The 22022-nt window shown below is 64.8% G+C and carries 19 protein-coding genes; 13 read left to right on the top strand and 6 right to left on the bottom strand.

The annotated features are described in order from the left end of the window. Positions 1-34: 34 nt before the first annotated feature. From coaE to FJ490_RS09560, 4 genes are read right to left on the bottom strand one after another with little or no spacing between them, the layout of a single operon-like run. Positions 35-616: a dephospho-CoA kinase gene (gene coaE, locus FJ490_RS09575; protein ID WP_140728727.1), complete on the bottom strand. Its 582-nt coding sequence runs from the start codon at positions 614-616 to the stop codon at positions 35-37. After that, complete coding sequence (locus FJ490_RS09570; RefSeq protein ID WP_140728726.1) at positions 613-1455, bottom strand: shikimate dehydrogenase; 843 nt, start codon at positions 1453-1455, stop codon at positions 613-615. The genes coaE and FJ490_RS09570 overlap by 4 nt, the downstream gene beginning before the upstream one ends. Further along, a complete protein-coding gene (locus FJ490_RS09565; RefSeq protein WP_140524478.1) occupies positions 1448-2047 on the bottom strand; it encodes a Maf-like protein in 600 nt (199 codons plus the stop codon). The genes FJ490_RS09570 and FJ490_RS09565 overlap by 8 nt, the downstream gene beginning before the upstream one ends. 57 nt (positions 2048-2104) lie before the next feature. Further along, positions 2105-2926, bottom strand: a complete 822-nt coding sequence (locus tag FJ490_RS09560; protein WP_140728725.1) for a pyruvate, water dikinase regulatory protein — start codon at positions 2924-2926, stop codon at positions 2105-2107. Positions 2927-3330: 404 nt separating this feature from the next. On the opposite strand from FJ490_RS09560, the gene hemE reads away from it, so the two are divergent. The 3 genes from hemE (at position 3331) to rho (ending at position 6338) form a co-directional block, all read left to right on the top strand. Continuing rightward, positions 3331-4362, top strand: coding sequence for a uroporphyrinogen decarboxylase (hemE, locus tag FJ490_RS09555; protein WP_140625321.1), 1032 nt, complete (start codon positions 3331-3333; stop codon positions 4360-4362). After that, positions 4362-4898 (top strand): protoporphyrinogen oxidase HemJ, encoded by a 537-nt coding sequence (gene hemJ / locus FJ490_RS09550; RefSeq protein ID WP_140554734.1) that lies wholly within the window; start codon positions 4362-4364, stop codon positions 4896-4898. Before hemE ends, hemJ begins: the two co-directional genes overlap by 1 nt. A gap of 174 nt (positions 4899-5072) precedes the next feature. Next, positions 5073-6338 carry a transcription termination factor Rho gene (rho, locus tag FJ490_RS09545; RefSeq protein ID WP_140491913.1) on the top strand — a complete coding sequence of 422 codons (1266 nt, stop codon included), beginning with the start codon at positions 5073-5075 and terminating at the stop codon, positions 6336-6338. A gap of 158 nt (positions 6339-6496) precedes the next feature. Here the strand turns inward: rho and FJ490_RS09540 are convergent, their stop codons facing one another. Further along, positions 6497-8533 carry a thioredoxin domain-containing protein gene (locus FJ490_RS09540; RefSeq protein WP_140728724.1) on the bottom strand — a complete coding sequence of 679 codons (2037 nt, stop codon included), beginning with the start codon at positions 8531-8533 and terminating at the stop codon, positions 6497-6499. Between the two features lie 64 nt (positions 8534-8597). Between FJ490_RS09540 and mnmE the strand changes: the two genes are divergently transcribed. The 7 genes from mnmE to FJ490_RS09505 all read left to right on the top strand — a co-directional run bounded on the left by mnmE (position 8598) and on the right by FJ490_RS09505 (position 16520). After that, positions 8598-9929, top strand: coding sequence for a tRNA uridine-5-carboxymethylaminomethyl(34) synthesis GTPase MnmE (gene mnmE / locus FJ490_RS09535; protein ID WP_140728723.1), 1332 nt, complete (start codon positions 8598-8600; stop codon positions 9927-9929). A 521-nt stretch (positions 9930-10450) separates the two neighbouring features. Next, the gene (mnmG, locus tag FJ490_RS09530) at positions 10451-12325 is read left to right on the top strand and encodes a tRNA uridine-5-carboxymethylaminomethyl(34) synthesis enzyme MnmG (protein ID WP_140728722.1); all 1875 of its coding nucleotides are present in this window, start codon (positions 10451-10453) and stop codon (positions 12323-12325) included. Next, positions 12322-12954, top strand: a complete 633-nt coding sequence (gene rsmG / locus FJ490_RS09525) for a 16S rRNA (guanine(527)-N(7))-methyltransferase RsmG (protein ID WP_140728721.1) — start codon at positions 12322-12324, stop codon at positions 12952-12954. The genes mnmG and rsmG overlap by 4 nt, the downstream gene beginning before the upstream one ends. Positions 12955-13011: 57 nt before the next feature. Then, positions 13012-13812: a ParA family protein gene (locus tag FJ490_RS09520; protein ID WP_140491929.1), complete on the top strand. Its 801-nt coding sequence runs from the start codon at positions 13012-13014 to the stop codon at positions 13810-13812. A gap of 56 nt (positions 13813-13868) precedes the next feature. Next, positions 13869-14756: a ParB/RepB/Spo0J family partition protein gene (locus FJ490_RS09515; protein WP_140728720.1), complete on the top strand. Its 888-nt coding sequence runs from the start codon at positions 13869-13871 to the stop codon at positions 14754-14756. A gap of 314 nt (positions 14757-15070) precedes the next feature. Further along, positions 15071-15697, top strand: a complete 627-nt coding sequence (locus FJ490_RS09510) for a DUF1326 domain-containing protein (protein ID WP_140491936.1) — start codon at positions 15071-15073, stop codon at positions 15695-15697. Between the two features lie 34 nt (positions 15698-15731). Next, positions 15732-16520, top strand: coding sequence for a DUF2182 domain-containing protein (locus FJ490_RS09505; RefSeq protein ID WP_140728719.1), 789 nt, complete (start codon positions 15732-15734; stop codon positions 16518-16520). A 31-nt stretch (positions 16521-16551) separates the two neighbouring features. On the opposite strand, the gene holA is transcribed toward FJ490_RS09505, so the two are convergent. Further along, a complete protein-coding gene (holA, locus tag FJ490_RS09500) occupies positions 16552-17595 on the bottom strand; it encodes a DNA polymerase III subunit delta (protein WP_140524492.1) in 1044 nt (347 codons plus the stop codon). Positions 17596-18337: 742 nt separating this feature from the next. Here holA and FJ490_RS09490 point away from each other — a divergent pair. Genes FJ490_RS09490 through FJ490_RS09480 form a run of 3 tightly spaced genes read left to right on the top strand, consistent with a single transcriptional unit; the run spans position 18338 to position 21983 of the window. Then, positions 18338-19570, top strand: a complete 1233-nt coding sequence (locus tag FJ490_RS09490) for a 3-methyl-2-oxobutanoate dehydrogenase (2-methylpropanoyl-transferring) subunit alpha (protein ID WP_140514092.1) — start codon at positions 18338-18340, stop codon at positions 19568-19570. A 3-nt stretch (positions 19571-19573) separates the two neighbouring features. Further along, positions 19574-20587: an alpha-ketoacid dehydrogenase subunit beta gene (locus FJ490_RS09485; protein WP_140728717.1), complete on the top strand. Its 1014-nt coding sequence runs from the start codon at positions 19574-19576 to the stop codon at positions 20585-20587. A gap of 16 nt (positions 20588-20603) precedes the next feature. Continuing rightward, positions 20604-21983 carry a dihydrolipoamide acetyltransferase family protein gene (locus FJ490_RS09480; protein ID WP_140514090.1) on the top strand — a complete coding sequence of 460 codons (1380 nt, stop codon included), beginning with the start codon at positions 20604-20606 and terminating at the stop codon, positions 21981-21983. Positions 21984-22022: the final 39 nt, after the last annotated feature.

The following is a 22022-nucleotide window of genomic DNA, read 5'->3' as shown; positions in this document are numbered from 1 at the left end:
CTCCCCTTGTGGGAGAAGGAAAAGAGGCAGCGATCTAACCTCTCAAATCCGCGATGATAGCTTTGACCTCAGCCCGCGCGGCATCCAGGCCCCGGCTGGTATCGATGACGAAGTCGGCCTGGCGGCGCTTTTGCGCATCCGGCACCTGGCTGGCCAGGATGGAGGCGAGTTTCTCTTCGTTCATGCCGGGCCGCGCCAGCACGCGCTGGCGCTGGACTTCGGCCGGCGCGGTGACGACGACGACCTTGTCGACGCGGTCGCGGCCGCCGGTTTCGAACAGGAGCGGAATGTCGAGGACGGCAAGCGGCGCGCCGGCGGCGCGGTTGCGCGCCAGGAACGCGTCGGCGTCGGCGCGCACCAGCGGATGGATGATCGCTTCCAGCCTTTTCAGCGCGGCCGCATCGCCAAGCACCCGAGCGCCGAGCTTTGCCCGGTCGACGCCTCCGGCGCCGGTGGTTCCTGGAAAGGCGGCCTCGACCAGGGGGGCTGCCTTGCCGGCATAGAGGCGATGCACCGTCTCGTCGGAATCGTGGACCGGGACGCCGGCCTCGGCAAACATTTTCGCGGTGGTCGACTTGCCCATGCCGATCGAACCGGTGAGGCCGAGCACGATCATGGTTTTGGCGCCAGATCGGCTTCGACGAGCGCGCGCAATTCGGGTGTGACACGGGGCCGGACGCCGAACCAGCGTTCGAAACCCGGCGCCGCCTGGTTGAGCAGCATGCCGAGACCGTCCACCGTCTTCAGCTTGCGCGCGCTTGCCGCGGCAAGCAGCGGCGTCTCGAGCGGCACATAGACGATGTCGGTGACGATCGCGTGGTCCGGCAAAAGGGCCGGGTCGGCGGCGAGACCCTCATTGCCTTGCATGCCGAGCGCCGTGGTGTTGATGAGCAGGCCGGCATCGGCAAGCAGTTCACCGGTCACCGCCATGCCGTGCGCCGAGACACCGACGCCGAACCGGTCGCGCAACTCCGCCGCCCGGGCAAGCGTGCGATTGACGATGCGGATATCGTGGATGCCCCGCTGCTTCAGCGCGTGGATGACGGCGCGCGAGGCGCCGCCGGCGCCGAGCACCACCGCCGGGCCATTGGATGCCCAGCCCGGCGCGTGATCGTCGAGATTGGCGGCGAAGCCATGGCTGTCGGTGTTGCCGCCCCACAATTGGCCGTCCTCCAGCCACAGCGTGTTGACCGCGCCGATCTGCTGGGCCGCCTCGTCAAGGTGCTCGACCAGGGCGAAGGCGGCCTCCTTGTGCGGGATGGTGACATTGCCCCCGAAATAGCCGTTCGCCTGCAATGTGCTCAGGAATTCGGCGAAATCCTGCGGCGCGACATCGATCGCCTGGTAGCTGCCGTCGATGCCGTATCTGGCCAGCCAGTGGCCGTGGATCTTCGGCGAGCGCGAATGCTTGATCGGGTGACCGGTGACGAAGGCCTTTTTGGTCGCCTCAGCCATCGATCGCTCCCAGCGTGCGCAGTTCGGCCAGCAGCGGCAGCAGCGGCAGGCCGACAATGGTAAAGTGGTCGCCCTCGATCTTCTCGAAGAGCTGGATGCCTTCGCCTTCGACCTGGTAGGCGCCGACGCTCGACAGCGCCCTTGAGCCGACGCGCGCCAGATGGCGGCCGATGAAGGCCGGGTCAAGCTTGCGCATGGTGAGGCTGGCGATGCCGACATGGCGCCACAGCACCTGGCCGTCGCGGACCAGGACCGCGGCGCTGTTGAGCTGATGGGTCCTTCCCGACAGCGCCAGCAGATGGCGGCGCGCCCCTTCCATGTCGGCCGGCTTGTGGAACACCTCGTCGCCGAGCGACAGCGTCTGGTCGCAGCCGAGCACCAGCGCGCCGGGCCTGCGCCCGCTCACTTCGGTGGCCTTGGCTTCGGCCAGCACCAGCGCGACATCCTCGGGCGAGGCGCCGCTGCCTTGCAGGGGCGCCTCGAGCGCGCGCTCGTCGACATCAGGCGCAACCGCCTCGACGTCGATGCCGGCACCGAGGAGCATCGCCTTGCGGAACGGACTGCCGGAGGCGAGGATGATTTTTTCGGTCATGCTGGTTCACCCAGGGTTGGCGTTCCATCGCGCACCCCTCACTTCTCTCATCTGCACCTACCGCGTCTTCCCCCGCAGGGCAACGATTGCCGCCGCCGTCTCCTCGATCGAGCGGCGGCTGACGTCGATCATCGGCCAGCCATGGCGGGTACAGATCTGGCGGGCATAGGCGAGCTCCTCACTGATGGCGGCGCGGTCGACATAGTCGCCTGGCACATAGGCGCTGCTGTTGCCGAGGATGCGGTTCTGGCGGACATGCGAGATGCGTTCGGCGGTGGCGACAAGGCCGACGATCAGCGGCGTCCTGGCGTTGACCAGGCTTTCGGGCACCGGCACGCCGAGCACGATCGGAATGTTGGCGGTCTTGATGCCCCTGTTGGCGAGATAGATGCTGGTCGGCGTCTTGGACGTGCGCGAAATGCCGACCAGCACGATGTCGGCATCGTCCATATTGGCCGGCAACTGGCCGTCATCATGTTCCATGGTGAAGTTGAGTGCGTCGATGCGGCGGAAATATTCGGCATCGAGGACGTGCTGGGCGCCGACGCGGCGGCCGGCCGGCGTGCCCAGATAGGACTGGAAGACGGTGAGCACCGGCTCCAGCACGGAGACGCAGGGCAGGCCCATGGCGGCGCAACGCTCGTCGATGCCGCGCGCCAGCTTCTGGTCGACGACGGTATAGAGGATGATGCCCGGCTCCTCCTCGATGTCCTCGAACACCTTGGCCACCTGTTTTTCGGTTCGGATGAGCGGGTAGATGTGCTCGATGGCGCGCGCATCCTTGTATTGCGCCGAAGCCGCACGGCCGGCCGCGAGCAGCGTTTCGCCGGTGGCGTCGGAGATCAGGTGCAGGTGGAAGAAGCTCTGGGGTTTGTTCACAGGGTTTTACCTAGGGCTGTGGGCGGATGTGGATAAAGCAGGGTTCGGAAAACCCGCCGGCCGGAGCGACTGTATCAGATGCCGGTTTGTCCACAATTCGATGCGCTGTAGGCTTCGTCGGGCGGCTGGGGACAAGTCCGTGGACGAAGATTTTTGCCTTTTGTCTATCCACAGGACGAGCCTGCAGGATCGCTGCTCTAGCGTGTTGAGTCCAATGGAAGATTCCGGATCGTCCCCAGAACCCTGCAAGCGGCGATTGGAAATGCGCGACAATATGCTTGCTGGTGTTTTGACGGCCAAAGCGGGACAGGTGACAACCACCACAACCAACAGACTCTTAGAATCAGAAGATTCTTTAAAATAAGATATTTGATTAAAGGGAAGCCGGGAGAGGCGAGCGCTCTATGCCTGCAAGACGGATCATGCTGGACGTGCTGAAGGGTGAGACAGTGTTTCCGCCGCCGCTCTGGATGATGCGCCAGGCCGGGCGCTATCTGCCGGAATACCGCGAGACGCGCCGACGCGCAGGTTCATTCCTCGACCTCTGCTATGATCCCGACCTTGCCTTCGAGGTGACCATGCAGCCGATCGAGCGCTTCGGCTTCGACGCCTCGATCCTGTTCTCCGACATCCTTGTCGTTCCGCATGCGCTTGGCCGCGACGTGCGCTTCGAAGAGGGGCGAGGGCCGCTGCTGACCCCGATCACGGCGGCTGAAATCGCGGCCCTGGACAGCACGGTGTTTCACGTGAATCTCGAACCGGTCTACGAGACGGTTCGCCGGTTGCGGACGAAACTGCCCGATGAAATCACGCTGATCGGCTTCTGCGGCGCGCCATGGACGGTGGCGACCTACATGATCGCCGGGCACGGCACGCCGGACCAGGCGCCGGCGCGGCTGTTCGCCTATCGCGAGCCGGCGGCGTTTCGTCAGCTGCTCAAGGTGCTGGCCGATCATTCGGCCGCCTATCTCATCAGGCAGATCGAGGCCGGCGCCGATGTGGTACAGATATTCGATTCCTGGTCCGGCGTGCTCGACGATGCTTGTTTCGAGCTGTTCTGCGTCGAGCCGGTGGCCGAGATCGTCAGGCAGGTTCGAGCGGTCCATCCCGATGTGCCGATCATCGGTTTTCCCAAGGGCGCCGGCGCGCGCTACCGGAGCTATCGCGAGAAGACCGGCGTTACGGGGCTGGGGATCGACTGGACGGTGCCGCTGGAAACAGCGAAGGCGTTGCAGCGGGAAGGGGCCGTCCAGGGCAATCTCGATCCGCTGCGGCTGGTCGCCGGCGGCAAGGCGCTGGCCGACGGCGTCAGCGCGATCCTGGAGAGCCTGGGAAGCGGACCGTTGATCTTCAATCTTGGCCACGGCATCCCCCCGGAAACGCCCGTGGCGCATGTCGAGGCGATGGTGAAACTGGTGAGGAGCGCGACACGCTGATGGCCGGGATGAGCAACACCAACAGCACGGGCCAGGCGATGATGCGCATGGTGATCGGCATCGCGGCCCTGGTCGTGCTCACCGCGCTGCTGTTTCTGGCGGCCCCAGACGGCTTCTATCTCTGGGCCAAGGCGATCCACGTTCTTGCCGTCATCTCGTGGATGGCGGGCATGCTCTATCTGCCGCGGCTGCTGGTCTATCACGCCGATGCCGAGAAGGGTTCGGTGCAGTCGGAGACTTTCAAGGTGATGGAGCGCCGGCTGCTGCGCGGCATCATCAACCCGGCGATGATCGTCACCTGGGTGTTCGGCCTGTGGCTGGCCTGGAAAGGTTTTGGTTTCCAGGGTGGCTGGCTGCACGGCAAGATCGCGCTGGTGCTGGTTCTGTCCGGCATCCACGGCTATCTGGCCGGCGCGGTGCGAAAATTCGCCGAGGATCGTAACGAAAAACCCGCGAGGCACTGGCGGATCGTCAACGAGGTCCCCACATTGCTGATGATCGCTATCGTGATCCTGGTCGTCGTCAAGCCGTTCTGAACCTTCGGACCTCTCTCACGACCTGCTAAAAGGCGGCTTGCTCTTTCAGCCGGCCGACGATAAAAGACGGGTCTTCCTTCCCGTCATGCGCCGCCCTTCATTGCTTTTGGCCGCGCCCGGCATTTATCGCATCCCGCCGATTTCCTCCCAAAAGCCTACCCAGAGTCTATCCTAATGCAAGAAATGAAACTCACCGAGTTCAAGAACAAGAAACCGCCAGAGCTGATCGCCTATGCCGAATCGCTCGAGGTGGAGAACGCCAGCGTCATGCGCAAGCAGGAGCTGATGTTCGCAATCCTCAAGAAGCTGGCCGCCCAAGACATCGAAATCATCGGCGACGGGGTGGTCGAAGTGCTCCAGGACGGTTTCGGTTTCCTGCGCTCGGCCAACGCCAATTATCTGCCGGGTCCCGACGACATCTATATTTCGCCCTCGCAGATCCGGCGCTTTTCGCTCAAGACCGGCGATACGGTCGAAGGGCCGATCCGCAGCCCGAAAGAGGGCGAGCGCTATTTCGCGCTGCTCAAGGTCAACACGATCAATTTCGACGATCCCGAGAAGATCCGCCACAAGATCCACTTCGACAATTTGACGCCGCTCTATCCGACCAAGCGGCTGAAGATGGAGATCGACAACCCGACCTCCAAGGATATCTCGCCGCGCGTGATCGACCTGGTGGCGCCGATCGGCAAGGGCCAACGCGCGTTGATCAACGCGCAGCCGCGTACCGGCAAGACGGTTCTCATGCAGAACATCGCCCACTCGATCACCGCCAACCATCCGGAATGCTACCTGATCGTGCTTCTGATCGACGAGCGGCCGGAGGAAGTGACAGACATGCAGCGCTCGGTGAAGGGCGAGGTGATCTCCTCGACCTTCGATGAGCCGGCTGTGCGCCACGTGCAGGTCGCCGAGATGGTCATCGAGAAAGCCAAGCGGCTGGTCGAGCATGGCCGCGACGTCGTCATCCTGCTCGATTCGATCACCCGCCTCGGGCGCGCCTACAACACCGTGGTGCCGTCTTCCGGCAAGGTGCTGACCGGAGGCGTCGACGCCAATGCGCTGCAGCGGCCGAAGCGTTTCTTTGGTGCCGCCCGCAACATCGAGGAAGGCGGTTCGCTGACCATCATTGCCACCGCGCTGATCGACACCGGCAGCCGCATGGACGAAGTCATCTTCGAAGAGTTCAAGGGCACCGGCAACTGCGAAATCCAGCTCGACCGCAAGGTCGCCGACAAGCGCATCTACCCGGCCATGGACATTCTGAAGTCGGGTACCCGCAAGGAAGACCTGCTCGTGCCGCGCGCTGACCTGCAGAAGATCTTCGTGCTGCGCCGCATCCTGGCGCCGATGGGAACAACCGACGCGATCGAGTTCCTCATCGACAAGCTGAAGCAGACCAAGACCAATGCGGACTTCTTCGATTCGATGAATACGTAGTTCGCAGAGCGAGCTCCACTTCCTCGTCATCCTCGGGCTTGACCCGAGGATCCATGCCATGGCCTCTGCCAAAGAGCGCGGCGGACTGGATCTTCCACCTGTTGCAGCGCTCGAAAGTCACGGCATGGATCCTAGGGTCTCTGCGACGGAGCTTCGCCCTAGGATGACGAACTCTGTGGTCTTCGTCGCAATAGCCCTTCCAATTCATCCGGATCGCTCACCGCCGGCAAACACACCTGCCCCGTGCACAGCCACGCGCCCGGCCTGTCGGCGGGAGGCAGGATCCCGCCCGGCAACAGCGTTCGATTCGCCTGTGTACCGATCGCCACCACAATATCCACCCGACGCGGATCGGGATTGCGATTCGCTACTGGAACGAGCGTCGGATTCGCCAGATCGTCCACAAGCACCAGCTTTAGCGGCTCTATGGCGAGCGCCGAGGCGTTGACGATGCCGGCCTGTCCATAGGCCTGGTGCGCCGCGCGGCCGGCGGCATGTTCGGCGACTTTCGTCGCTTTCTCCTGCAGGTCGAGATCGCCGGTCAGCGCGGCGAGCCGGACCAGCGCCTCGATGACCTGGCCGGTGGCCGAGGCAATAGCCTCGTCGACATCGCCCCTGATGCGGATCGGCACGTCGGTGCTATCGGATGCCGTGAGATAATAGCCGGTGCCGTCGGCATCGGCGTGCCAGCGGTCGAGCTGCTCGACCAATTGCCGGGCCCGATCGGCGTAGCTCCAGTCGCTGGTGGCTTCGAACAGGGCGATCGCCGCATTGGTCATCGACGCATAGTCGCTCGACAGCGCCGGGAACAGTTTCTTGGCGCCGAGCATGGAATGCGGCAGCCGTCCGCCCTCGTCGGAGGAGGCGATATGGTCGAATGCGGCCATGGCCGCGTCGATCCAGTCTTGCCGCGCCAGCGAGCGGCCGGCCTCGGCGAGTGCTGCGATCATCTGGCCGTTCCAGTCGGCGAGGACCTTGCCGTCGCGGCCGGGCCTGACGCGCCGTTCACGGACCGCCAGCAGCCTTGCCTTGAGAGCGGTCATAAGCGGTTGCTCGGCAATGCCTTGCCCCTGCTGGGCCGGCGTCTGGTGGACAACGGGCTTGCCTTCCCAGCCGGGTGGGCTGGAGAGTGTGAAGTGATTGAAAAACAACGGTGAATCGTCGCCGAGCGCGGCCTCGATCTCTTCCCGGCTCCAGGTGTAGAAAAGGCCCTCCTCGCCCTCGCTGTCGGCATCCAGACTGGCGGCGAAGGCGCCGCCATCGACGCCCATCTCACGCAGCAGCCAGTCGACGGTCTCCTCGATTCGGACCCGGAACAAATCCTTTCCGCCCGCGGCATGGGCCCAGTTGCAAAAACGGATGAGTTGCGCGTTGTCGTAGAGCATCTTTTCGAAATGCGGCACCAGCCATTGCGCGTCCGTGGAATAGCGGCTGAGACCGCCGCCGACGTGATCGTAGATGCCGCCGGCCAGCATCCGTTCGAGGCTCAGGAGGACATCGTCGCGGTGACCGGCATTGCCGTCGCGCAGCCACGACAGCCACAGTGTCTGCATGAATGGCGCATTGGGGAATTTCGGCGCGCCGCGCAAGCCGCCGAGATCCTTGTCGATCATGCCGTCTATGCCTCTGGCGAGCGCGGCAAGCGTGTCGGGGTCGAGCGCGGTGCGGGCATGCGCGCCGGCGAGCCGGGTCTCGACATGCGAAGTCAGCCCGTCGGCGCTCTGGTTCAGGCTGCCTCTTTTCTCGCGCCAGGCCTTGTCGATCGCCTCCATCACCTGGATGAAGCCCGGGCGGCCATAGCGCGGCTCGCGCGGGAAATAGGTGCCGCCCCAGAACGGCTTGCCGTCCGGCGTCAGGAACATGGTCAGCGGCCAGCCGCCCTGCTCGCCCATCGAGGACAGCGCCGCCATGTAGATCTGGTCGATGTCGGGACGCTCCTCACGGTCGACCTTGATATTGACGAACAGACGGTTCATGACGGCGGCGACGTCATCGTTCTCGAAGCTTTCATGGGCCATGACGTGGCACCAGTGGCAGGCGGCATAGCCGATCGACAGCAGGATCGGCCGATCCAGCGCCCTCGCCTCGTCAAGCGACGCCGGCGACCAGGCCCGCCAATGCACCGGATTGCCGCTGTGCTGCTGCAAATAGGGGCTGGCTTCGTCGGCAAGCAGATTTTGCGCAGGCAGTGTCACGATGAGCGGTCCGGCGAAACAGGGGTTGGATAGTGAAGCTAGGGCGGTCCAACAAGGCGGGCAAATGATTTCGGCCGACACCATCGTCGCGCTTTCCAGCGGCCGCCTGCCGGCCAGCGTCGCCGTCATCCGCACTTCGGGGCCAAAGACTCGATTCGTTGTCGAAACGATCGCCGGCGGTATGGTTAAGGGGCGCGTGGCCAGCCTGCGCAAGCTGCGGGCGCCCGATGGCGGCGTGCTCGACAGTGGCCTGGTGATCTTTTTCCCCGGCCCCGGCAGCTTCACCGGCGAGGACGTGGCGGAATTCCAGGTGCATGGCGGCCGCGCCGTGGTGGCGAGGCTGTTGGAGACGATCGCCGGTTTCGAAGGCGTCAGGCACGCCGAAGCGGGCGAGTTTACGCGCCGGGCCTTCCTCAATGGCAAGGTCGACCTGGTAAGGACGGAAGCGCTGGCCGATCTGGTCAACGCCGAGACCGAGGCGCAGCGGCGCTTCGCGGTGCAGAATGCCGAGGGCGCGCAGGCCGAGCTTTATCTGAGCTGGCGGCGGCGGCTGATCCATGCGCGCGCCATGATCGAGGCCGAGATCGATTTTGCCGACGAAGACGATATTCCCGGGTCCGTTTCGGATACGGTCTGGTCTGACGTCTCGGCGATGATTGGGGAGATCGACCGCCACATTGCCGGGTTTCGTGCCGGCGAAATCATCCGCGACGGGTTCGAGGTCGTTATCCTCGGCGCGCCGAACGCCGGCAAGTCGAGCCTGTTCAACGCCTTGGCGCGGCGCGATGCAGCTATTGTAACGGATGAGCCGGGCACGACGCGGGACCTGCTCGAGATCGTGCTTGACCTCGAAGGCCTGCGGGTCAGGCTGACCGACACCGCAGGCCTGCGCGATGCGGCCGGCAAGGTGGAAGCGATCGGCATCGAGAAGGCGCGAGCCAAGGCGCATGGCGCCGACCTCTTGCTCATCCTCGAGGATATGGCCGACCCGCATCCCGTTGCTCGTCAACGCGAGGGAATCGCGACCTTGCGCGTGGGCACCAAGCTCGATTTGGTGCAGGAAAGAGCCCCCGCCGGGCTTACAGGCGGTTATGATCGCGTCATTTCGACCAAGAACGGGACGGGCGTGACGGAACTGCTGGCCGAAATCGCCAGGCTCGCGGCCGCGCAGGTCGGCAAAGCGGGCGACATCCTGCCCTCACGGCTTCGCCATGTCGAGTTGCTAGGCGAAGCCAACCGCTTCCTATTGCGCGCGGCCGAGAGCCCGGACGCCGGCCAGGAACTGCGCGCTGAGGATCTCCGGCTGGCCGCCGACCGGCTCGGACGGATCGTCGGCGCCGTCGATGTCGAGGACATGCTGGATGTGATTTTTTCACAGTTCTGCATCGGGAAATGATTCACGTGGAACATCGTCGCCGTCGAGCCTCCCTTCTCCCCGTCACTATACGGGGAGAAGGTGCCGGCAGGCGGATAGGGGCAGCGCTGACCTCGGCTTTATCATGAAGCGCCCGGCCGATGACTCACGTGAAACAGGAGGGCTCTCCGACCCGACGTTGTTTCACGTGAAACGGCTGCGCCGAGCCAATCGCCAGCGTCGGCGCTGCCCCTCACCTGCCTGCCGGCATCCTCTCCCCGTAAAGTGACGGGGAGAGGGGTGCTGTCATCGCCGGCTTGGCCAATCGCTAACGTTGCAAGAATGGGCGCCGGCGTTGCGGCCGATTCCCTTCTCCCCGTCACTATATGGAGAAAAGGTGCCGGCAGGCGGATGAGGGTCGGCGCCGACCTAGCACTTGACTCACGTGAAACACGCAACGAGGCTCGCCGTCCTGTTTCACGTGAAACTCCCGCGAAGTTTCTTGACACCGTCCCGCTGCGGGGACATCTCTCCACCAAACTTCGGATCCAGGGCGTTTTGAAATGACCGATCACTATGATGTGGTTGTGGTGGGTGGCGGCCATGCGGGCAGCGAGGCGGCCAGCGCGGCTGCGCGTGCCGGCGCCAGGACAGCGCTGGTGACGCTGCGTTTCGACACGGTCGGCGTGATGTCCTGCAATCCAGCCATTGGCGGGCTCGGCAAGGGCCACCTAGTGCGCGAGATCGATGCCATGGACGGGCTGATGGGCCGGGTGGCGGACATCGCCGGCATCCAGTTTCGCCTGCTCAACCGGCGCAAGGGGCCGGCCGTGCGCGGCCCGCGCACCCAGGCCGACCGGAAACTTTACCGGCTCGCCATGCAGGAAGCGATCCGGCAGCAGAACGGTCTCGATGTGATCGAGGGCGAGGTGCTCGACTTCGACATCGACGATTCGGGGTGCCTGCGCGCCGTTCTCCTGGCCGACGGCCGGCGCCTTGCCTGCGGCGCGGTGGTCCTGACCACCGGAACTTTCCTGCGCGGGCTGATCCATATCGGCGAGAAGAAGATCGTCGCCGGCCGCATGAACGAACAGGCGAGCCTTGGCCTGTCGGCGACGATGAGCCGCGCGGGCTTCAAGCTCGGCCGGCTGAAGACCGGCACGCCGCCGCGCCTCGATGGGCGAACCCTCGACTGGGCGTCGCTGGAAAGCCAGGCGGCGGATGACGATCCCGTGCCGTTCTCGCTGATGACCGACCGCATCGAGACGCCGCAGATCGAATGCGGCATCACGCGTACGACCGCGGCCACGCATGAGCTGATTCGCACCAATCTCGGGCGCTCGGCCATGTATTCGGGTTCGATCGAAGGCGTCGGGCCGCGCTACTGTCCGTCGATCGAAGACAAGATCGTCAAGTTCGGCGACCGCGAAGGTCACCAGATTTTTCTCGAGCCGGAAGGCCTGGACGACGACACGGTCTATCCGAACGGCATCTCGACCTCATTGCCGGAGGAGGTGCAGCTCGACATTTTGAAGACCATCCCGGGGCTGGAACGCGCGGTGATGCTGCAGCCTGGCTATGCCATCGAATACGACCATGTCGACCCGCGCGAGCTCAATCCGACGCTGGAGACAAAGCGCGTCGGCGGCCTGTTCCTTGCCGGGCAGATCAATGGCACGACCGGCTATGAGGAGGCCGCCGCGCAAGGCCTGCTCGCCGGCCTCAATGCCGCAAGGCGGGCGTCGGGCAGCGAGCAAGTCGTGCTCAGCCGCACCGAAGCCTATATCGGCGTGATGGTCGACGATCTGACCAGCCGCGGCATCAGCGAGCCTTACCGCATGTTCACCTCGCGCGCCGAATTCCGGCTTTCGCTGCGCGCCGACAATGCCGACGAGCGGCTAACGCCGCTGGCTGCAAGGCTTGGTATAGCGTCAGCCGGGCGGATGCGGCGGTTTGGCGAGGTGGAGCAGCGCCTCGCCGAAGCGCGCCGGCTGGCGCTCGGCGTAAAGCTGACACCCAACGAGGCGGCGCGCCACGGGCTGGAGGTCAATCGCGACGGCGTGCGCAGATCCGCCTATGAACTGCTCGCCTATCCCGGCGTCGACGTGGCTTGGCTGGCCCGAATCGATGGGAATTTCGGGACGATTGACGCCAGGACGGCGGAGCGCCTCGAAACGGAAGCAAAATATTCAGTCTATCTCGATCGCCAGAAGAGCGACGTCGCCCAAATCCGGCACGAGGAAAGCCGGCTCATCCCCGAGTCGCTCGACTTCGCCGAGGTGCCGGGACTATCGAACGAGCTGAAGCAGAAGATGCATGCGCGGCGACCGCGTTCGGTTGCCGACGCGCAGCGCATGGAAGGGATGACGCCAGCGGCTCTGGCCATCATCGTCGCTCATGTCAGGCATTCCGAGAGCGCGCAAAGGGACGTCGCGTGAGCGCTGCCTCCTGGGAGAGTCTGCGCAACGCCGCCGGTCCGGTTTCACGTGAAACATTCGATCGCCTGATGGCGTTCGAAGAGATGTTCCAGAAATGGAATCGCAGCATCAATCTTGTCGCGCAGTCGACAGCAGGCGATGTCTGGCAACGCCACATACTGGACAGCGCGCAGCTCTGGCGAATCGAGGACAAAGCGCGGCGATGGGTCGATATCGGCTCGGGCGGCGGGTTCCCGGGACTGGTGCTGGCGTTCCTGCTTGCCGAGCGTGACGGCGCCAGCATCGACCTGGTCGAGAGCAATCGCAAGAAAGCGGGATTCCTGCAAGCCGTCGTCGGCCAGTTCGGCCTGCCGGCGCGTGTCGTGGCGCGCCGCATCGACGACAGCCATGCGCTTGTTTCGGTACCGGAAATCGTCACGGCGCGGGCGCTGGCGCCGCTTTCGACCTTGCTTGAGCTGGCGGGGCCGTGGCTGATATCAGGCGCGCGCGGGCTGTTCCACAAAGGCCGGGATTACCGTGCCGAAGTGCAAGAAAGCGTTAACCGCTGGAGCTTCGATCTGGTAGAACATCCAAGCATGACCGACCTTGGCGGCGTCATCCTTGAACTGTCCAATGTGCGACCTGTCTGAACAAAGACCTGTCCGAATCCGTGTTGGCGACCCAAAATGAATTCCTGGCATAGACCCATGATGAAGAACGGCCCTCGAATCATCACCGTAGCCAACCAGAAGGGCGGTGTCGGCAAGACCACCACTGCCATCAACCTGGCCACCGCGCTGGCGGCGATCGGCGAGAAGGTGCTGATCGTCGACCTCGATCCGCAAGGCAATGCCAGCACCGGCCTCGGCATCGACCGCAAGGACCGCACGGTGTCGTCCTATGACGTGCTGACCGGCGAGCTGGAGCTTGAGGAGGCGGCGATCCCGACGGCGGTGCCCGGCCTGTCGATCGTGCCGTCGACCCTCGATTTGCTCGGCATCGAGATGGAGATCGCCTCGGCGCCGGACCGGGTGCTGCGGCTGCGCAACGCCCTGCGCGCCGCATCGGCGCGTTCGGCCGGGTTTGGCTATGTGCTGATCGACTGTCCGCCGTCGCTCAATCTCTTGACCTTGAATTCGATGGCGGCGGCCGATTCCGTCCTGGTGCCGCTGCAATGCGAGTTCTTCGCGCTGGAAGGTCTCAGCCAGCTGCTCGAAACCGTCGAGCAGGTGCGCCGCTCGATCAACCCGGATCTCACCATCCAGGGCATCGTGCTGACCATGTATGACGGCCGCAACAACCTCGCCAACCAGGTGGTGCAGGACGTGCGCGAGCATATGGGCGACAAGGTCTACGAGACCATCATCCCGCGCAATGTGCGGGTCTCTGAAGCGCCGTCCTACGGCAAACCGGCGATCCTCTACGACCTCAAATGCTCCGGCAGCCAGGCCTATCTGCAGCTTGCGTCGGAAGTGATCCGCCGCGAGCGTAAATTGCGCGCCGCTTAACAAGCGGCCGCGCATGGAGCAAAGCCGATTCGATACCGAAACAATCTGGAACCGAAATGAGCGAAGACCTTTCGAGAAAGAGACTGGGCCGCGGGCTGGCGGCGCTGATCGGCGAGATCGACCGTCCGAGCGCGCCGGAGAAGCCTGGGATGAGTGCCGACGGGAAGGTGCCGATCGAGTTCCTGACGCCCAATCCGAAAAACCCGCGCCGGCATTTCGGCGACGCCGAGCTGACCGACCTGGCGCAATCGATCCGCGAGCATGGCGTGGTGCAGCCGGTGGTGGCGCGGCCATCGCCGGCCCAGGCCGGGCGCTACGAGATCATCGCCGGCGAGCGGCGCTGGCGTGCCGCGCAACGCGCCGGATTGACCGAGATCCCGGTCATCGTGCGCGAGGTCAACGACCGCACGGCGCTGGAACTAGCAATCATCGAGAACGTCCAGCGCGCCGATCTCAACCCGGTCGAGGAAGCGCTCGGCTATCAGCAGCTCATCGACGATCACGGCTATACCCAGGCCGATCTCGGCCAGGTCATCGGCAAAAGCCGCAGCCATGTCGCCAACACGCTGCGGCTGCTGAAGCTGCCCGACGTGATCCGCGACATGCTGGTCGACGGGGCGTTGTCGGCGGGCCATGCCCGCACGCTGGTGACGGCGGAGGACCCGGCGGGGCTTGCCAAGCGCATCGTCGAGGAAGGGCTCTCGGTGCGCCAGGCCGAAGCGCTGGCGCAGATGCCGGCCGGTCCAACCCCGGCGAAGCCGAAACAGGCGAAAAGCGCGCCGGAAAAAGACGCCGACACGCTGGCGCTGGAAAAGCTGATGACCGGCACGCTCGGCATGATCGTGACCATCGACCACACGAACAAAGGCGGCGAGATTCGCGTGGCGTACCGGACGCTGGAGCAGCTTGACGAGCTGTGTCGGAGATTGAAACAAGAGCGGTAGTTAGCCGGCGAACTTCAACAAAGCGGAAGCTACAACGCAGGGAAGACGAGGGCTGGCTGTCCGCCAGCCCTTTCGTTTGAAGCGCTGGCGATTGGCGAAAAAGCAGCGCCATCGGCATCCGTCGCCAGCCGCGCTCGCGGCTTGACAGTGCCCGGCAACGGCGTAACCTCTATTAGACAAGGCTTAAATTAATTGCCCTAGCGTGCCGGTCAGTCGCGGCGAGGGCTATCTGCCATTCCTGCAACAGGCGTGAAATGGCACCGCCTCGCCAAAGCAATATGCCGACGCGCGCCTGACGCAAATGGGAGGTGCAAATGGCAGTCCGTTGGCAATTGTCCGGAAGTTACTTCGAAAACTGTAGCTGCGATGTCGTGTGTCCTTGCCTGCTGTCCACCAACGCACAGCTGACATCAAGGCCGACGAAAGGCTTTTGCGACGTCGGTCTGGTCTTTCATATCGATACGGGCAGTTACGGCGATGTTCGGTTGGATGGGCTCAGCGTCGCCATGGTTGCCCACACGCCGGGTCCGATGGCAGACGGCAATTGGACGGCCGCCGCCTATATCGACGAACGGGCCGATGACAGGCAGACAGAGGCGCTAGGCGCCATCTTCACTGGCGTCGCGGGCGGCCCCATGGCGGTGCTGGCACCCTTGATCGGCACGAATCTCGGCGCCAAGAAGGTGCCGATAAGCTACCGGATAGACGGCAAGAAGCGGTCGGCGGAGATTGCCGGCGTCATGCGGATGGCGGTCGAGCCGCTGCCGACGATGCGCGAGGACGGGCAGATGTGGGCGGCCACCGGCCATCCCGTCAATCCCGACTGGCTCGCCTTGGCGATGGGGGCGGAAGGCAGTACATTCAGCGACCATGGCATGAGCTGGGACAATTCCCGCCGAAACGGACACTACGCCCCGATCAACTGGTCTGGCCAGCAGTAGCCGTTGGCCGCATGGTACGGGACGTACTTCGTCCATGGTGCAGACGTTGCAGCGATACATCATTCTCGCGCTGCTGATCGCTATCGCGGCGGCGGCATGGACCTTGCTCATCCGGCAGCAGGCGGGCATGGGCGCGGACATGCGCATGGAAATGTACTCCCTCACAATGGGCATGAAGGCGCCGCTGTTTCTTGCCGTCTGGATGATCATGATGATTGCCATGATGTTTCCGACGGCCGCACCCATGATCCTGACATTTCACCGGGTCCAGGCGGGCAAACGGGGCCGGGGCGAGACCTTTGTCTCGAGCTGGGTGTTCGTGGCCGGGTACATGCTAGTCTGGGACGTGATGGGCGTTATCGCCTTTGCCGGCGCGGCGGGTGCGGAGATGCTCGCCGGGCATGTGGGATTGTCCACGGCGACGGCCGCGCGTTTCGGCGGCGCGCTGCTGATGCTTGGGGGCGCCTACCAACTTTCCCCACTGAAGGATCTGTGTCTGGCCAAATGCCGCACGCCGATCGGCTTCATCCTGACCTCATGGCGCGATGGTTACTGGGGCGCGGTTCGCATGGGTCTGGAGCATGGACTTTTCTGCCTGGGCTGCTGCTGGCTTCTGTTTCTCGCCCTCTTTCCTCTCGGGATCATGAACGTTGCCGCAATGGCCGTGGTCACCTTGCTGATATTCGCGGAAAAGACCCTGCCGTCTGGAAATGGGATCGCGAAGCTGTCGGGGATCGCTCTGCTGCTCTATGGCGCGGCGGTGCTGGTCTTTCCACAGGCGCTGCCGACCTTTGAGCCGGTAGGCGCCATGACAATGAATTGACCAACGGAGGCAGCGCCCGGCGCCAAAGGGCCTAACGTTGCGCCAATCTCGCGCTCTCCACCGCGATCCCGAGCAGCGCCTGCCTTGCCAGCGCCACCGACAGGTCCGGCCTTCGCCGCGTCTGCAGCACGGCGGTCTGCAGCCGGGTCAGCGCGCGGCCGAGCGCCTCGACGCTCCAGCGTTCCAGCGCCTTCTCCACCAGCTTGCGGCGCGAGAAGAAAACCGGCGGGCGCGCCGCCGCCACCACCGACGCGGCATTGCGGCCGCCGGCCTCCATCTGGCCGCGCATGGACTGCATCGCCTGAAACTGCCGCATCGCCGAGGACAGCACCAGGAAGGGTTGGCCGCCTGCCTGGCAATGGCGGGTGAAGGCGGTGTCGAACTCGCCGACCTTGCCTTCGAGAAGCGCGTCGACGGCATCGTCGAAGGACGCGCCGGAAACGTCGCCGGACATCGCCCTGACGTCGTCGAGGCCGATTTCCTTCTGGCCATGGACATAAAGCAGCAGCTTGTCGATCTCGCCGCGCGAGGCCAGCCGGTCGCCGCCGAGATTGCGGCGCAGCGCCTGTCTTGCCTCAAGCGTCATCGTCGCGCCGGTCTTGCGCAGCTCGTCGTCGATTACGGCATCGATGTCCCTGGCCTCGTCGGCATAGCAGGGCAGCGCCATGGCGTTGTCGGCCGCCTCGACGACGGCGCGCAGTCCGACGCCCTTCTTCAGATCGCCGGCCTCGATGAGGATGATCGCGTCCCGCACGGGCTCCGCCGTCAGCGCCTTGACGTCGTCGGCCAGCGCCTTCTGGCCGCCGGCATTGCGCACCCACAGCAGGCGGCGGTCGGAAAACATCGGCACGGTGCGCGCCTCGTCGAGCAGCCGGCCCTCGTCGCGCTCGACTTCGGAGCCGTCGAGCCTGACCACCGAGAAGGGGTCGTCGAGCGGCAGGCCGGTCGCGGCGGCAAAAGCCTTGGCGCGCTCCGAGACAAGGCCGCGATCGGGGCCATAAAGCAGGACGATCGCCATGCGCGGGTCCGGCTTCGCGAGCCAGGAATCCACCTCGTATGCTTTCTTCTGTGCCATCGAGGGTGGTTAGCATGATGTTGGGGCGGAGTGAACGCTTTCCAGTTCAACTCCGAAGGACTGCTTCGAGGGAAGATCGACCCCCACTCCGTCGAGCTTCGCTCGACACCTCTCCCCCGATCGACGGGGGAGAGGAAGGGCGCGAGCTCGCCAAGGTTGACGCCTTTCTCTCCTTCCATGGGGAGAAGAACAGCGCGGGTTCGCCAAAGCTTGGCGCCTTTCCTCTCCCTCCGGAGGGGGGAGAGGTGGCCCGGCGCAGCCGGGACGGAGTGGGGGAAGCCGTTTGCCAAACGCGCCGCCGCCGCAAAGATTGGCACAACCATGGCGAGGAAGAAAACTTGGGCACGGCTACCAGGTGGAAGCAATGCTTCGAGGGAAGGTCGACCCCCACTCCGTCGAGCTGCGCTCGACACCTCTCCCCCGATCGACGGGGGAGAGGAAGGGCGCCACGTTTGGCGGACCCGCGATTCTCCTCTCCTTCCGCAGGCGTGAAAGTGGGCGCGGCAGCCAAGCTTGCCAAACAATCACCTATCTGGCGACAAATCTCACGCGACCTTGCGCCTAATTGCGCGGCGCCGCCCAACATCGACAAGAAATTTCGCCGACATATCTTCATCTTGGTGCGCGGCAGGCTGTATCGGCCGGCTTGGCCGGCCCGATGCCCGGAGGCTTGCCCGGTGAATTCGCACTGGCGGCGCGGATATGCAAATATCGGTGCCGGGCGACATGGAGGACGAAGGTCATGGCCGATGCTGGGATGTTGCGCTTCCATGTTCCGGAGCCCGAGGTGCGGCCGGGCGGCACGCCTGATTTCTCCAACGTGACCATCGCCGCCGCCGGCTCGGTGCCGCGCCCCGAAATCGACGTCGATCCACGCGCCATCCGCGACATGGCATTCTCGATCATCCGGGTGCTGAACCGCGCCGGCGAGGCGGTGGGGCCGTGGGCGGGGCTGCTCTCCGACGAGGAACTGCTCGAAGGCCTGCGCCACATGATGACGCTGAGGACCTTCGATGCGCGCATGCAGATGGCGCAGCGGCAGGGCAAGACCTCCTTCTACATGCAGCATCTGGGCGAAGAGGCGGTGAGCTGCGCCTTCCGCAAGGCGCTCGCCCCCGGCGACATGAATTTCCCGACCTATCGGCAGGCCGGGCTGCTCATCGCCGACGGCTACCCGATGGTCACGATGATGAACCAGATCTATTCCAACGAGGCCGACCCGCTGAAGGGCCGGCAATTGCCCATCATGTATTCGTCGAAGGAGCACGGCTTCTTCTCGATCTCGGGCAATCTGGCGACGCAGTATATCCAGGCGGTCGGCTGGGCTATGGCCTCGGCGATCTCGAACGACTCAAGGATCGCCGCGGCCTGGATCGGCGACGGCTCGACCGCGGAATCCGACTTCCATTCGGCGCTGGTGTTCGCCTCCACCTACAAGGCGCCCGTGGTGCTCAATGTCGTCAACAACCAGTGGGCAATCTCGACGTTTCAAGGCATAGCGCGCGGCGGCGCGGGCACTTTCGCCGCGCGCGGGCTGGGTTTCGGCATCCCGGCGCTGCGCGTCGACGGCAACGACTATCTCGCCGTCCATGCGGTGGCGAAATGGGCGGCCGAGCGCGCGCGCAGCAACCTGGGGCCGACGCTGGTCGAATATGTCACCTACCGCGCCGGCGCCCATTCGAGCTCGGACGATCCCTCGGCCTACCGGCCGAAGACCGAATCCGATGCCTGGCCGCTCGGCGACCCGGTGGTGCGGCTGAAGAACCATCTCATCCGGCTCGGCGTCTGGTCGGAGGAGCGGCACAAGCAGGCCGAAGCGGAAATCCTCGATACGGTGATCGCGGCGCAGAAGGAGGCCGAAAGCCACGGCACGCTGCACGCCGGCGGCAAGCCGTCGACGCGCGACATGTTCGAGGGGCTCTATGCCGAGATGCCGCCGCATCTCAGGCGCCAGCGCCAGCAGGCGGGGGTCTGAGCCATGCCGAGGCGGACCATGATCGAGGCCATTCGCGACGCCATGGACGTGTCGATGGAGCGCGACGAGAAAGTGGTGGTGTTCGGCGAGGATGTCGGCTTTTTCGGCGGCGTGTTCCGCTGCACGCAAGGCCTGCAGGCGAAATACGGCAAGAGCCGCTGCTTCGACGCACCGATCAACGAATCCGGCATTGTCGGCTCGGCCATCGGCATGGCCGCCTATGGGCTGAAGCCGTGCGTGGAGATCCAGTTTGCCGACTACATGTACCCGGCCTACGACCAGCTGACCCAGGAAGCCGCGAGGCTGCGCTATCGCTCGAACGGCGACTTCACCTGCCCGATCGTGGTGCGCATGCCGACCGGCGGCGGCATATTCGGCGGCCAGACGCACAGCCAGAGCCCGGAAGCGTTGTTCACCCATGTGTCGGGGCTGAAGACTGTCGTGCCCTCGAACCCGCATGACGCCAAGGGACTGCTGATCGCGGCGATCGAAGATCCCGACCCGGTCATCTTCCTTGAGCCGAAGCGGCTCTACAACGGTCCGTTCGACGGCCATCACGACCGTCCGGTGACGCCGTGGTCGAAGCACGAACTGGGCGAGGTCGCCGACGGCCACTACACCGTGCCGCTCGGCAAGGCCGCGATCCGCCGGGCCGGCTCCGCCGTCACGGTGTTGGCGTACGGCACAATGGTCTATGTCGCGCAGGCGGCGGCCGAGGAGACCGGCATCGATGCCGAGATCGTCGATCTCAGGACGCTGTTGCCGCTCGACCTCGACACCATCGTGGCGTCGGTGAAGAAGACCGGACGCTGCGTCGTGGTGCACGAGGCGACGCTGACCTCCGGCTTCGGAGCGGAGCTGGTCGCGCTTGTGCAGGAAAACTGCTTCTACCGTCTGGAGGCACCGGTGGCCCGCGTCGCCGGCTGGGACACGCCCTATCCGCATGCGCAGGAATGGGACTATTTCCCCGGTCCGGCCCGCGTCGGCCGGGCGCTTACGGAAACATTGGAAGCCTAGAACGGGGAGGCCCGACATGGGCGAACACATCATCAAGCTGCCCGATGTCGGCGAGGGCGTCGCCGAGGCGGAACTCGTCGAATGGCATGTCAAGGTCGGCGACATCGTGCGCGAGGACATGATGCTTGCCGCCGTGATGACCGACAAGGCCACGGTCGAGATCCCTTCCCCCGTCGACGGCGAGATCCTGTGGCTGGGCGCCGATATCGGCGACACGGTGGCGATCGGCTCGCCCATCGTGCGGCTGAAGGTGGCCGGCGAGGGCAATGTCGTTGGCGGTGCGATGCCGGCGGAAGTGACGGCTGAAAGTATCTCCGATGATACGGGGGCTCGCCCGGTCTCGGACCTGGAGCCGTCATCGCCCAATCTGTCGCCGTCATCCTCGGGCTTGTCCCGAGGATCCGCCGTCCCACAGGGATATGACGCGACCAGTTCCGGAAGGTCGGTAGATCCTCGGGACAAGCCCGAGGATGACGGCGCCAGGTCCAAGGTCAACAGCGCGCCGCGTGCGCAAGGTGAAAGGCCGCTGGCCTCGCCGGCCGTGCGGCTGCGTGCGAAGGAAGCGGGCATCGACCTCAGGCAGGTCCAGGGAAGCGGCCCGGCCGGCCGCATCGGCCATGAGGACATCGAGGCGTTCCTGGCGCGCGGGCCGCACATGGCAAAGGCATCCGGCCTCGCCCGCAACGATGCCGTCGAGGACATCAAGGTGGTGGGCCTGCGGCGCAAGATCGCCGAGAAGATGACGCTGGCGACGTCGCGCATCCCGCACATCACCTATGTCGAGGAGATCGACGTCACCGCGCTCGAGGATCTGCGCGCCGCGCTCAACAAGGAGAAGCGGGCGGCCAAGGGGACGGAAAGGCCCAAGCTGACGCTGCTGCCGTTCCTGATGCGAGCGATGGTCAAGGCGATTGCGGACCAGCCCAACCTCAATGCGCTGTTCGACGACGAGGCCGGCATCATCCACCAGCATGGCGGCGTCCATATCGGCATCGCCGCGCAGACGCCGTCGGGACTGGTGGTGCCCGTCGTCAAGCACGCCGAAGCGCTGGACATCTGGGAATGCGGCGCGGAGGTCGCCAGGTTGGCCGAGGCGGCCAAGTCGGGAACCGCGACGCGCGACGAGCTCTCCGGTTCGACCATAACCATCACCTCGCTCGGCGCCATGGGCGGCGTGGCGACGACGCCGGTCATCAACCACCCGGAAGTGGCGATCCTCGGCGTCAACAAGATGATGGTGCGGCCGGTATGGGACGGCACCCAGTTCATCCCGCGCAAGATGATGAACCTGTCGTCGAGCTTCGACCATCGCGTCATCGACGGCTGGGACGCGGCGGTGTTCATCCAGCGCATCAAGACGCTCCTGGAAACGCCGGCGCTGATTTTCGTGGATTGAGGGTGGATCATTCGAGATGATGGCGGGAGAGCGCCCCCC

Source organism: Mesorhizobium sp. B2-5-11 (genome assembly GCF_006440835.1).
In the GTDB taxonomy this organism is placed as follows: domain Bacteria; phylum Pseudomonadota; class Alphaproteobacteria; order Rhizobiales; family Rhizobiaceae; genus Mesorhizobium.
The sequence above is the reverse complement of the archived record's forward strand: the minus strand, read 5'-3'. Positions and strand labels throughout refer to the sequence as shown.